Source organism: Psychrobacter sp. Arc29, from assembly GCF_041431175.1.
Classification (GTDB): domain Bacteria; phylum Pseudomonadota; class Gammaproteobacteria; order Pseudomonadales; family Moraxellaceae; genus Psychrobacter.
Genome location: NZ_JASMRR010000006.1, coordinates 69,496 through 82,872 on the forward strand (window position 1 = coordinate 69,496; position 13,377 = coordinate 82,872).

8 protein-coding genes are annotated in these 13,377 nt (G+C 38.0%); 2 read left to right on the plus strand and 6 right to left on the minus strand.

The genetic code is table 11. From position 1 onward, the window contains the following. Positions 1-57 precede the first annotated feature (57 nt). The 6 genes from QO189_RS09465 to QO189_RS09490 form a co-directional block, all read right to left on the minus strand. Positions 58-2,316 (minus strand): DUF262 domain-containing protein, encoded by a 2,259-nt coding sequence (locus tag QO189_RS09465; RefSeq protein ID WP_371532548.1) that lies wholly within the window; start codon positions 2,314-2,316, stop codon positions 58-60. Further along, complete coding sequence (locus QO189_RS09470) at positions 2,313-4,253, minus strand: DUF262 domain-containing protein (protein ID WP_371532549.1); 1,941 nt, start codon at positions 4,251-4,253, stop codon at positions 2,313-2,315. Before QO189_RS09470 ends, QO189_RS09465 begins: the two co-directional genes overlap by 4 nt. Positions 4,254-4,522: 269 nt before the next feature. After that, a complete protein-coding gene (locus QO189_RS09475; RefSeq protein WP_371532550.1) occupies positions 4,523-5,914 on the minus strand; it encodes a GIY-YIG nuclease family protein in 1,392 nt (463 codons plus the stop codon). Then, positions 5,868-8,069 carry a DEAD/DEAH box helicase gene (locus tag QO189_RS09480; protein ID WP_371532551.1) on the minus strand — a complete coding sequence of 734 codons (2,202 nt, stop codon included), beginning with the start codon at positions 8,067-8,069 and terminating at the stop codon, positions 5,868-5,870. The genes QO189_RS09475 and QO189_RS09480 overlap by 47 nt, the downstream gene beginning before the upstream one ends. 83 nt (positions 8,070-8,152) lie before the next feature. Then, the gene (locus QO189_RS09485) at positions 8,153-8,770 is read right to left on the minus strand and encodes a hypothetical protein (RefSeq protein WP_347163191.1); all 618 of its coding nucleotides are present in this window, start codon (positions 8,768-8,770) and stop codon (positions 8,153-8,155) included. An 84-nt stretch (positions 8,771-8,854) separates the two neighbouring features. Further along, positions 8,855-11,629 (minus strand): DNA methyltransferase, encoded by a 2,775-nt coding sequence (locus QO189_RS09490; protein WP_371532552.1) that lies wholly within the window; start codon positions 11,627-11,629, stop codon positions 8,855-8,857. Between the two features lie 160 nt (positions 11,630-11,789). On the opposite strand from QO189_RS09490, the gene QO189_RS09495 reads away from it, so the two are divergent. Both QO189_RS09495 and QO189_RS09500 read left to right on the plus strand, forming a co-directional pair. Next, complete coding sequence (locus tag QO189_RS09495) at positions 11,790-12,266, plus strand: hypothetical protein (protein ID WP_371532553.1); 477 nt, start codon at positions 11,790-11,792, stop codon at positions 12,264-12,266. Positions 12,267-12,447: 181 nt separating this feature from the next. Next, positions 12,448-13,059, plus strand: coding sequence for a hypothetical protein (locus QO189_RS09500; RefSeq protein ID WP_371532554.1), 612 nt, complete (start codon positions 12,448-12,450; stop codon positions 13,057-13,059). The last annotated feature ends 318 nt before the right edge of the window (positions 13,060-13,377 follow it).

Consider the following 13,377-nt stretch of genomic DNA (forward strand, 5'->3'; position numbering starts at 1 on the left):
TTTAGGAGCCCATCCCGGATTTAGAGAAAACAGAATTATAATTAATTTGATTTGGATTCAAAGATCAATCAAAAATCTCTCTATGTCTAGTAAAGTATTTGAGCATAGTCTTATACGATCATTTAGATCATAGCCTTCAGTATCTTGTGGAACTACAATACTTGCATTTTTATCTAGTATTCCATGTTCAATGATTCTTGATATTGCAATATTACTAACTGAGTCCTCTTCAGGAGCGTAAAACTCGAAGTTATTATTGTACATTCTGATATTTAAAATGCAGTTTTCATACGCAAATTGAAGGTCGTTACCGTAGTCATCGATACTGCAATAGTTTTTATGCTGATTACGTAGTTCTAAAAGGAAAGGATTCCAATGGTGACCATTGAATTGCTTTCGGTTCATCATAAAGCATTCATATGGTTTAAATTTATATTGACCCCAAAAATAGTACCCAGACTTAAAGTTGCTAAAGCTACTGTATTTTGCAAAGTAGTAGTTCCAAGGGTAAGACTCTTGCGAATAGTTATTAATAATAGATTGGTTACTAGTATCAGGATTATCTAAAAATATTTTTAGGTATTGTTGTAAAATTTCTCGGGTATTATCAAAGCCTTTGCGCCTATCGCTTTTTGTAAATAGTTCTCGCCATATCGAAGCATTGTTATTACCAATGCGCCGTTTACCGTAACTATAGTCTTGAGAATAATCGTCTATTGACATCATGGCACGGCTAATCATCTTATAGCTTTCGTCCGTATCTCTTGAAAATATTGTATCAAACATAGTTGCATAGCTAGTGATATCATTATCTTCTGTAAGCCCCATTATTGATACTGAGCCTCTAAGTAAATTATGGTCTTCAAGCTTATAAATAGGAGACTTTAAAGTTTGATTATTACTAATTATATTCGACTTAATTGACTCCTCTGAAAGTTGCTGTTTTGAAAATTGAGAGTCATCCTCAAGATTTTTGTCGTTAAGAATGTTATCTATATCTTTATATAAAACCTTTAAATACTCTTTTCTGATATTGTCATCAGAAGCGATAATTAAATTGCGTATCTTTCTTATTTTATCTGAAAATCCAACAATATCTTCTTGCAAATGGCGCATCATAGCGTATAGCATTAGTTGCTCACCAATAGAGAAAGCATTTCTTTGTTCAATGTTATACACCTGGGCACATTTGTAGAATAAATTGGTTTCAGCACTGTTAAAAAATAACCTTACCTTACTAACTGAAAAGTCAGTTTTACTTACGTATAAGTATTCAAAGAAGTAATGCGGATTATTTTTTTGCTGGTTTACAAAGGTATCTAATGCGTCAAATAAGTAATTAACATTTCTCTCATTATTGCGATATACAGTGTTGGCAACTTCTTGCCAATAACCATCTTCGATTGTTATGTTCTTGGTTGTAATCAGCAAGTCTGTGATGTACTGATAAAAATTTAAGAAAGATTGATCGACCTCAGCAGCAATATCGATATTAGTACTCTCATTGGCCTTATGAATATCCCAGAACAGATCTGACCATTGATTGTCAATTTTTTGATTAAAAATAGGTACCATGCTATCTGGAATTATTCCAGAAAATTGAGATTTAAAATGTTCAAAGTTGGTCAAGGATTTACCACGAGAGTTCATTTTTATATACAAATCCTCTGGCAGTCCTAAACCTTTCATTTCGAGCAAATAAAAAACAATTTTTGGGCTATCTCCTGTTAGTTTTTCCCAAACATTTTTTAAATTATTAGTATTAAAAACAGTTTCAATTGCATCAAGCATAACCAGCATAGAGGCAATAGTAGGGTCACTTTGCCAAGAAATAAAAAACCATGGTTGATTTTCAATTTGTAACTTTATTGGTTTACTATCTACCTCTTGGTTAGGTATAAAGTGAATAAGCTTTTCACAAAATTTTCTACATTTATCACGAGTAGCGTAGGAGAAATTGGCTAATAAAGCTTGATTTTCGTCGGTTATTTTGTTTTCAGTTACTGCCGTATACCAATGTAACAGAAACAATGTGGTTAAACGTTGTTGCCCATCCAACGGCTTGAAGATCGGTATACTGTCTTTTTTATTCTCTTCGCCTTCATCTTTAACTAAATAGCCATAAATAAAATCAAGCTTCAAAGGCGCATCGTTATAATCTTCAGCTAATACGTCAGATATGTTATTTAAAAATCTATGACGAATCCTTCTAACTTCTTCATTATTCCTACCTTGTGCATAGTCTCGTTGGATAGGTGGAATAATGACCTTGTATTGTTCAAGCAGATCAATAAATTTTGTTTCTGTAATACTCATAGGTCATCCTCTGACAGGGGAGTGGTGCTATTTAATTCGAATAGTAGAGCGATGTTATTAGAGTTATCAAAGTCATATGGAATGTAGTTAGACAAAGTGTCTAGCATCTCTTTAAGGTATGTTTCTTGATCTTGCGGACTCCAAATGTACTTAGGCTCTAAAGAACCAGCATCAGAATAATAACCCTGGAATACTCTTTTGGTACAAATAGGGATAAAACTGCCTTCTTTATCCAATTTAATAATTTGGCGTCGCTTAACCTCAAACGCCGAGTTATTTAGTACTGAGTTATTTGGTTGACTAAGTAACGCCATATTACCTAGGCCATGCATTTGTGTATTGTTTGGATCGTTTTTAGAAGAAAGTAATTTATTTATTTTTTCAAATAAGGTATTAAATCTATCCCAACTCAAAGTAATATTATTGCTAATGTAATCTTGAGATTCCGATATCATTTTATTAATAGCAGGATCGATCTCGAATTCAGGTTGGTTTTTTAATTCATTTAGTACAGGTAAATGTAGTTCTAACCATTGAATCCATTGCTCTTTTTTAGTTTGATCTAACCCTTCGGAGCTTTGGGCGTGAATGTGTTCTAAGCTCCATTGGTTAGACTTATGTTGTTTAAACGGATAAAAGTCGTCTATGGTTTTTGACGTACGATAAACCTCTACATTAAATAAGAGTAACAAGTTGAAAAGTACAGCCTTGTTTTTATCATAACTAAGATCTGTGACGCTATCTTCTGTAAAACCAAAACTGATGGAGTCTTGAATGTGCTTGTTGATGTGAGCTGTAAATTCATCTTTGGTATGACTCATTGCATACTTAACTAACTGGTTTAGCGAAGGTTTGTCGTAGCCTTTTATGCGCTTACTTGAGACAAGATAGCCTATTAGATGATAAAGCTCTCTATCATTATTCCATTCAATAAGCGTGTGATAAAAATTATCAATTCTTTCCCAGGCCATGGACAAGCTAGAACTGGCGCTATCCGTAACGGGCGTCTTACTCTGATTTAAAAACCAAAGAAATGTATGCAAGGTATCAAGATCGCTCGCTGATTTTCCTGCAATTAGATCTAAAATCAGGTCAATTTTAGTATCGAAGTCTTCTCGCTTCTTGTTCGTTATAAATGACCAAAATTTCCTATCCTGCTCATTCAGCTTGTGTTCTATATCGTCCCATAACGAGGCTATTTCGTAGTGCTTAATTCTTTGTGTTTCAGTCGCTAGCTCACTAAAACTATCTGTTGATAAAAATAATGCTTTGGTAAGCTCGGCATTGGTTAAGGGGATTTTACCAAGATTTAGCCTTTCAAAAAGTTTAATGCTATTTTCTTCTTGCTCGACCTCATACCAAATTATTTTTGAATAGTTTAAAAAGTTATCTAAAAATTTTTCTGAAGAAAAATATTCTTTATACTTTTCTCTATAGGACAATTCCCAGTCTCTGATAGCTTGATAAGCTTTAGAGATATGATAGTAATCGATATTGTTTTTATCGATAGCAACTGTTAAATCATCTTCATTAAATTTTAGATTTGATAAAAATTGTACAGAATTTTCACGAGTTTCATAATCAATGCTGAACATCGGCTTCTTTTGCTTGCCTATCCAAAACTCATTAATATATTTTAATATCAGATAAATAGTAGTAAGTCGTTGCTGTCCATCGATAACCTCATACCAGCTACCTTCAAGTACTCTATCTGGTATCGCATTAGACGATAGATTTTTCAAGACAATAGGTTGCAGGCAGTAAAAAGTTTTTTCAACTGGTGTCGTATCCTTGATTTCTCTTGGTGTAAAATTATCAATATCATCTAATAACTGGCAAACTTGTTGTTCTGTCCAGCGATAGCCACGCTGATAATATCGAATGAAAAATTTGTGCTCTGAAATATCTTTAATCGCTATTGGCTTAAGCTCAATCATTTAATTATATCCTTGATAACTTGCTTATCTTTAAACACTCTGATAACAAACCCCGATTTTCACAAAGCCATCTGGTAAATCTCATTATTAGCAATTTATAGTAGAAGCTTTGTAAATACTGACTTAGAGGTTTTATCAGTATAGTATGTTCACATTTTGGTTGATAATCAGTATATCTATAAATGCTATTTATAGACCCGTAATATTATAGGTAAGTGCATCTGATAATTTTTAAATATATGGGTATAAGTTAATGCTGCAAGCGCTCACTACTTCAAAACCACCTTGCCAGCTACACCATCCATTCGATAGTCTTTAATGTCCCCAGCGATAACCAAGTTAATGGCCTTTTCTATTTCAGCAAGAGGAACATTGAACCATTCTGTTGCTTTGTAGAGATTATCGTTTGCTGCTTTTAAAGACACTTTAACTCTTTGGTCGTAGAAGAAAGCATGCAATACACCTTCCACGCTTCGGGCATTGGCGTCATAAACTTGCCACTCAGCAATAATGTCTACAGGTTGCTGCAAGAATGCGGTATCCCTAACTGAGTGCTTGGTTCGCGCCTCACCTGTAAGGGTTGAGAAACCAACTTTATGAAGGTGTTTATAATGCGCCAAGGTGTTTGGGGTTTCAGTCAGCTTGGCAACATAAATGACTCCAGTAAGTTGCCGATCATCGCCAAAGTTTTTGGCCAGTTCATCGTCCATCCAGTCGGGATCAGTAATTAACAGCTGATAGCTGTTTTCATATTTATACTGAGCGGTCGCCAATGAATAAGTGAGCATATTCGACTCTGTACCATTAGAGAATATTAAGCGTAGTCTCTCTTGGCTACGAGCATTCTTTCTAGCCTCTGCTTTATAAATATTAGCCACATAGCAAAGCATGCCATTTAAAACAAAGACACTGCCGATGTTGATTGCTTTCACCGATGAAAAGTTAGTTTTAGTAAAAGCACCCGTTTGAATGGCTTTAGATATGCGCTCAAACGTCGCTTCAAATTTATAAAAGTCCTTACATTCGAACCGGCTGGCTATATCTTCGTCATTATATTGATCGTAGCTGGCACGTGTATTGCTCTGATGGTCATTGACTAAGATCTCAGAGTGGATGTTGTCAAAAATCCCTAGGTCATCACTGTTGAAAATATCATCTAGACTATTGATAACAGGTAGCTCGCTAACAGCATCTACTACCGGTTCAGTTTCCTTACTACTATCGCTGATTGCCTTTTTAGACCCATCATCATCCTTATTACTCATGCTTTTGTCTGAGAGTGTCGGTTGGTCAGATAGGGTAGACGCAGTAGTTTGAGCAGATAGTAAACCATGCTTATCTAAAGCTAGCAGTTCTTGCGAGTTTGCGTGGTTGGTTTGTATGGTAGCTAAGAGGCGAGCACTTATTTTTTCATTAATGTCGCTGGCACTGCTACTGGGACGGCGTCCATGCTTATCAATAAAATTGTTTATGTCGTTAAACTGCTGTGTCAAAACGCTATTGTTCGCTGAGCTTTTAGTAATAGGCTTTACATCATCTAATAGCCCCGTACTATCGTTAGAAAAGATATCTTCTAGCGTTTTGTACTCACGACTTTGATAGATCTCATCGAGTTTAATCATGACTATTGGCTTCTCGCTTGGCTTTTTGGTTTCTGACATAGGAGATAACTTCAGTCATGCGCCGCTCGATAGCATCTTCTGAGTTTCTATTTGGCTGACGGCCTTTGCTTTTCATGAATGCAACTATTTTTGGCCACATCAGTACGGCTTCTGCCTCGGTTACGGTAGAACGGCCGGCATGTACGACGTCATTGATTGTTTGTAGTACTTCTTTATCGACGGTTCTAGAGAGGACTTCATAAGCATCATGAAATGGGTTGACCGATTTCACAAGGTCAATGGGAAGGTTATTTACATTGACGAACTTACTGCCAACTTTCACAAAGCCGTTGCTAGGGTTTGAGTCGTTGCTACTGCTTGATTGGGTTTTGGGGTTATAAATTTTTGCATCAGCTGGCAGGTGGCGCCCTTTAATAATGTCACTTTCGTTGAGCTGATCTTTCCGTTCAGCGTTTAGAGTAGCGATATCGACATACTCAGTGCCTTGCTTAACGAAAAATCGTTCATTTTCAATAACGGCATCTTCAGGAATATCTTTACCATCAACCACGCCACCTTGGCGGTTGATAGCCATATACTGCATGACACCTTCTTGCACTTGCCGTACTTCATTGGTATCCAGCGCTGGGTATTTACTACGGATAATACTTGGGATGACGGTATCTGATACGGCTTCAGTCTCGACGTTATTGGTTTCAGCGGCGATATACTTTTTGATGTTCTCTGTATTTTGGGCTAACTGGGCCAATATCTCATCACGGTCTTGGTTGAGTATCTTCATGACTCGATCAGAGGGAGGGTTTACTGTATCGTCAATGATAATGGTACCTGCCGGCAAGTCTGCCTTACCTAATATATCCAGCTCACTACGACGTTTAAAGTTAATGTTAGGTTTGAGCACTTGCTCCATCAGTAGCGATAAAGTAATGGCTTTTAATAAATCATTAACAGAGCTTGTCACTTCAGATTTATCAGCTTCTGGCTCAGCGATTAGATTGGTAAATTGAGCATGGTGTTTGCCCGCGCTATCGCGTGTTGAGCGGCCAATAATCTGCACCACCTCAGTCAGAGAGCCTCGATAGCCAATGGTCAATACGTGCTCACAATACTCCCAGTCAAAGCCTTCTTTTGCCATGCCAAGAGCAATAATGATATCCATCTGATCGCGAGAGGTAATATCAGCCAAATAAGCCTGAGTATTAGCCCGCATAGCGTCATCAGTCACTAGGTCTGCGAGTAGCAATTGCTTACCGTCATGTGTGCGTATTGTCATAACACCCGTAATATCATCACGAGACTCAACTTCACCAATGACATCTATGATACGGCCAACGGTTTCATATTTGTCTGTCTCAGCAGTGAGACTGTTGACGTTAGGAATGTGAATAATGGTTTTTTTACTGGTATCCAAGCATTCATCTAAGGCGTCAAAGAATGATTTTTTATAGAAGTGATAGCCGAGTCCCAATGATTTCAAGTGTTCATAACCATTAAGCTGTTCGTAGTAGGTGTAAGTTACCTTATCGAACTTCTCTTCGTCGCTATCTGACAAGATGGGCACTGAGTCACCACGGAAATATGAACCCGTCATTGCCACAATATGTGCGCTAGTCTGCGTCATAATGCCATCTAGTATGGCACCTAAGCGGTTTGATTCACTTGCTGATACGTGATGGAATTCATCAATACCAATAAGAATATCGTTAAATAGCTCAATACTACCGCCGTCCTCGATTATCTTATCAAAGCCATATCTAAAACTGTGATGAGTACAAACTAAAACCTGAGGTAGGGAGTTGTCATCTACGTTTGAAGTGAGAAACTCTGAAAATATAGCACTCTTGCTCGTGTCACTTTGAGCAATATTTAAGCATAAGTTATAGCGATCTGCTACTTGCCAATCTGCAAAGAAACCATAGTTACTGAGCGCTGTTGACTTAAAAGACTTGCCAATACTCATCTCTGGTACAGTAATAATAACTTTCTTGATACCTTGGTTAATAAGCTTATCCAAGGCCAAAAACATCATGGCGCGTGACTTACCAGAGGCAGGTGGTGATTTGATGAGCAAATACTGGCTATTACGCTTCTCAAATGCACGTGCCTGCATTTCACGCATGCCAAGCTCGTTGTTTTTTTTACTTTGACCCGTGCGGGCGTAATTTTGATTTAGGATATTAACAGTGGCAGTCATAGTAGATTCATCATAGGTAGAGATGCTTGTAAGGCTGTAGCGTCGTAAAAATAAAACTCATTTGTCATAGCAATAGTGTGAAATCAATAGACACAAGTTATCGTATTATCATTACGGTCAAACCTAGCTTTTGAATCATACAAACCGTCACTCATATAGTCTGATGTTTGACGTGTTTTGAAGTGCTTCCACACACTTTGCATGTCTGCATTTTTAGCAAACTTCAGAACGTGTGCACCACCTTCTGACTCAGGCCTAAACTTATATTGATACTCTGTTATAGGTTGTTCGCGGTATTTGACACCATCTGCAAATTTAATATGGTATTCGGTATATTCATAATTAGTATGAATGCTGATATCCTTCATGAGTGCGCTATAACCAGGAGTCCATTGAGATCTGGGTGTTATAGAAAACTCATAAATATCATCATTTGCATTCGGTTTTGCAAGCGTCTTCATTTTCATCGTTTTATCAATGAATTTATTATGATGTTTATTGATAGAGCTATAAATAGGACCATCACCGATACAGCCATCTTCCATCCACGCAAACAATATAAACATATCGCCTTCAGGAAGGTCTTGACCATTTTTGCCTTTTAGCGATATGAGATCACTTTGTGACGCAGCTGATGCTTGACCTGCAGAAAACACGAGTAGGGCAGCAATTGCTACGCTTGGTAAGATTTTGGAAATCATAATAGAACGCTCTTTATAATGTGTTTGATGTTGTTTTCCATAAATATTAAAAGACGCTACTTACTTTTCTTTTGGGTTTTCTTTTTACTTTTGCTCTGCTGCTCTGCTGCTCTGCTGCTCTGCCTCGATAAGCTGCTCATAGCGTGCCAGCAAATGCGCCAAGCGCTCTTCGGTGTTGGCAAAGCCTTGCGGACGATACAGCTTATCCACTGCATCATCGAGATTGCTATGCGCTTGCTTTAAGTCTTTTGGCATCTTATCGGGATCGTATAGCTCAGCTAATGTCATGCCAGCATTACTGGCTCGAGCAAGCAGGATTTCTTCCGCGAGATTTTCTATATTGTTTTTTTGCTCGCCAGTGGCATCAGGGAAAGGGAAGGTGTTGTAGACGATAGTACTCGTATAACGATAACGACTTTCTAAACGACCAGCGACTAAACGCATCCAATCGTTATGAATAAATGAAGTTAAAATTGCGAAGTCATATATTGATCCTTCAGGAATAATATTGACGAGATTCGTAGCTATAACTTCGTAGCCATAAAAACCTATAGGCACATATTCTCGGCGTTCAGAGGTAACTCCGGGAATTAGGATATAGTTTCTAGGATTGTTAATGTCTCTAAACTCGTGAGGTTTTTCAGCCAGTTTATTTGCTCCTTTATCTCGACTCGCAAGACGCATTTGTCTGACTTTTTCAACTCTTTCTTTTACAAGAGATAGAGTTTTTAATTCTTCTTGTGTGATATTTACTAACCAAAGGCAGTAACGTTCTTTAGCATTTAGAAACTCAGCAGAGCCAAGTAGCTTTTTTATCCATTTCTTAGAACTTGGCTCTTCTTTGATTAATGTTTTATATTCTTCAGGATCTAATAGTAGATTTCCACCGTCAACTGGCTTATTACCGTAGATCATTGGGGACGCACTATGTAAAGGATGACGCCTACTTTCGATAGCTATATTTGAGCCTTTTACCAAATATGGACTTATATTGTTTACTTTTTCTTTGTGCCAGATACTATGTACTAACTTGTAAATGCTTTTTTGAGTTGAAGTTTTTGAAGATAAACTAATAATAACTACATGCACGCCAGCATTGTGTTTAGCATTATTTTTCCAAGGGAAACTTTGGTAAGCAAAGCTAATATGGATGCCTAGATCAAAAATATAGGGAAATAACATTGCTACTTGCTCGCCTTGAGCAATCGAGTTAGTCGATACCAATGCGAGCTGTGCATTTGAGTGAGCAATATAGTGTGAGCCTTTCCAAAACCAAGAAGCAACATAATCGAGAGATTTAAATTTCTTTAAATCTTTAAATGCAAGTTCCATATCTTTAGATTGCTCGTCAGTTCTATTGGTTGTACCTCCAAACGGTGGGTTACCTACGATATAAATCTCATCACTGCCATTATTTGGACATACCACTTGCCAGTCTATACGCAAGCTATTGCCATAAACAATATGCCCACTGTCTTTGAGGGGCAGCATAGGCTGAGATGCACCGAACTCTTGCTCGAATAGCACATTCATCTGATGCTCAGCGAGCCAAAGTGACAAACGCGCTATTTGACTGGCAAAGTCGTCATACTCGATACCGTACAGATTATCTAAGCTGACCACACTATCGAAGCCTAAACCTAACAGATTGTCTTTCGATCCTAGTAAATCGCGTTGTGCCTTTAATACATCAATTTCTAGTTTACGTAGCTCTTTATAAGCAATGATCAAAAAGTTGCCTGATCCACACGCCGGGTCAAATACTTTGATCTTGCTGATACGCTTAAGTAGGGTATCTAAGCGTTCGGCTTTATTGTTCTTATGGCGATTGTCATGACTCAATGCTATGACTGTATCTAGCTCTGTACGTAGCTCGTCTAAGAATAGCGGCTGTATGACCTTCATGATATTGCTAACACTGGTGTAATGCTGTCCTAAGCTGCCACGCTGCTCAGGGTCAATCACTGCCTGAAACATGGAGCCAAAAATATCTGGGTTAATCTCGGCCCAGCTCAAACGTGCGCACTCTAATAAGATACGGCGGGTACGCGCATCAAACTCCGGAATGGCAAACTGATATTCAAACAAGCTGCCGTTCACATAGGGGAATGCACTTAGGTGTGTAGGCTTTGCATGACGTTCCGCACTAGAGTCAGGTAAGTCTAGAACTTCAAATAGCTCATATAAGATGCTATCGACGTCACTGCCATCTATGTTGGTAGTTCTGTCAATCACGTCATAGAACTGATCGGCTTTAAAAATACCCGTGTCTTCTGCATAAAAGCAGAACAGTAGCCGCGTTAAAAATATATTGAGCGCATGTAAGTCATCAGCAGTATTAAACTCATTGAGCTTACGGATATGGTCAAACAAGCGCCCCATTTTCTCCGACGCTTGCACATCAGCTGGATGCTCTGAGTACTCACGTGCACGCTCTAGGCCGGCAAGTGGCAATAGGAAATGGTAGTTCTTATAAAGATCAGCAAAATCGCAGTCAAGCGTCTCATCATACTTAGTATCATTAATCAGTACGGTGTTGAAGTCTGTCACCATTACCATACGGATTTTGTGCTGACTAATAATTGGGCTGCTTACTACCTCACTTAGGGCTTGCGCAAGGTCTTGGGCTTCAGCGACAGGCTTGAAGTAGATACGATGCTTATTGGCAACCTCGCCAGCTTCAGGATTGGCTGCGACATTGAAACGGCCGTCATTCTTTTTGAGAGAGGTAATAGTAGATTTTGAGACATCTAGCAGCGTTAGGAAATCATATATAAAGTCTTCTTTTTTATTCTTATCAATGGCTTTAGCGGTTAATTTTTCTAAATCTTCAAAAAACTGGGTTTGGTTAAATGCCATGGTTGTCTCTATAGATAATTTACTAATGTAAAAAAGTAGGCTAATGTGCAATTATAGCGCTATCTTATGATATTTAAAGGCTTAGTTGCTCTAAATGGATCGATATAGCGTATTATTACTTGTTTTCTTTAAAACAAAAGTTTATTAATAGGGCTTATCGATGATAGTTGGTAGTTATTTTCACGGTGACTCTACCCGTATTGGATTGATACAGCATGGTTGCTATGGAGAAGCATTACATATCATCGTTAATTTTGCTAGCGCTAAGCATCGTAAAGCTGAAAGGGTAGTTTCTGCTCGCACTGAACTGAGCGACTTACGTGATGAGCTTATAAGTTTTGATCATAGAACTTTACAGTGGTTGCATGATCGTATGGCGGCTACCTTTCGTATGGAGTATTGTCTTAATGCGGATTTTTTTACTTACAAGATACCAGACCCGCATACGCCCGAAGAAATTATGACATTTTGGTTTGACTTTCTTAGAAAAGAGTTTGAAAGAGTATTTGCTGAGTATGTTCAGCTTCCTCGATTAATTCTTACTGCAGCTCTCTACCCAAATCCTGATCAAAAGGGTAAAAATGCAGAAGATGAGCTTTATGAAATGACAATGCAGTTATATCCCGATATAGAATAGGTAAGTGCTTGGTTACTAATATCATGTATGGATGCTTTAAACTTTAAGATAATAGTTTTTCGAGCTACATTTTTATGTCGTTTTCCATTGAAAATTAGGTAGTGTTTTTGCGTATATAGAGAAGTTAATGAATCATACTGAGCACGAGAAAAGTACAGTCGATCCACATCAAAGCAGGTCAGTGGAGTACGATCGCGCAAAGCCCGAAATTACCCAACCAAACTCTCAGTTCGATCATGAGCTATTTCTTGATGGTATAACTCTTGCCGGCGCGTATTTTGAGAGTGGTATTCGTGACTTTGGTGACTACGCCGCAGCCATGATTGATGATTTGGGCGCTAGTATAACGCCCTACTTGCTTTCATTTTGGGAGAGTATACGAGATTACCCAGGTCTTGATACTCGAGACATGACAGACGTATACAGTAGTAGAAAGTTATATGAGCAATTACTATTAGGGCATAGTGATAGAAGTGATATATCAGCAACAGGGCAAGGGTTGAGCCTACAGATGGTAGCTAGTATAAAAAAAGAGCGGAAAAAATACGAGAATGAAGACGTAATACATAATAGGGAAATGCATCATCAAATATTAGCCACTTGGAAACGAGACAGCCCACAGATGACAAAACGACTTAGAAATTTGCAAGTGTTGGACGACATGGCATTTGTATGTCAGGAAAGAATGTGGCAAGCAAACGATGATTACCGAGCCAGTGGAATGCCACCAACAGATGCAAGAGAAACAGCAGAGAAGGAACATCTCATGCTAGAGCCTGAAAACCTAAGATAATGTACAAACCCCGATATACCGATAGTTTTTAACCCATCACTAACAGAGTTTGTAGTGGCATAATAAATTGTTAGCCATCCTATGAATCTGTCATTATAGGTCAACATGCTCATTCAGATGAGCGCTTCAATTCTAAATCAAACGGAAAACTTCATTTATCCATCTAATATAATATAGCCGCAAACAGTCTATTATTTCCTTAATATCAGCTGTCAACAATTTTTCAGCCATTTGTTTGTTACCTCCAGTCTGATTAATTTTGATAAACAATAATTGGTTTATGTTACTATTCTCTTTTTGTAAGTTACAGCTTGTAAT

Coding starts and splice junctions, on each gene's coding strand:
- QO189_RS09465 (WP_371532548.1), bottom strand. CDS start 2,316: ATGAGTATTACAGAAACAAAATTTATTGATCTGCTTGAACAATACAAG.
- QO189_RS09470 (WP_371532549.1), bottom strand. CDS start 4,253: ATGATTGAGCTTAAGCCAATAGCGATTAAAGATATTTCAGAGCACAAA.
- QO189_RS09475 (WP_371532550.1), bottom strand. CDS start 5,914: ATGTCAGAAACCAAAAAGCCAAGCGAGAAGCCAATAGTCATGATTAAA.
- QO189_RS09480 (WP_371532551.1), bottom strand. CDS start 8,069: ATGACTGCCACTGTTAATATCCTAAATCAAAATTACGCCCGCACGGGT.
- QO189_RS09485 (WP_347163191.1), bottom strand. CDS start 8,770: ATGATTTCCAAAATCTTACCAAGCGTAGCAATTGCTGCCCTACTCGTG.
- QO189_RS09490 (WP_371532552.1), bottom strand. CDS start 11,629: ATGGCATTTAACCAAACCCAGTTTTTTGAAGATTTAGAAAAATTAACC.
- QO189_RS09495 (WP_371532553.1), top strand. CDS start 11,790: ATGATAGTTGGTAGTTATTTTCACGGTGACTCTACCCGTATTGGATTG.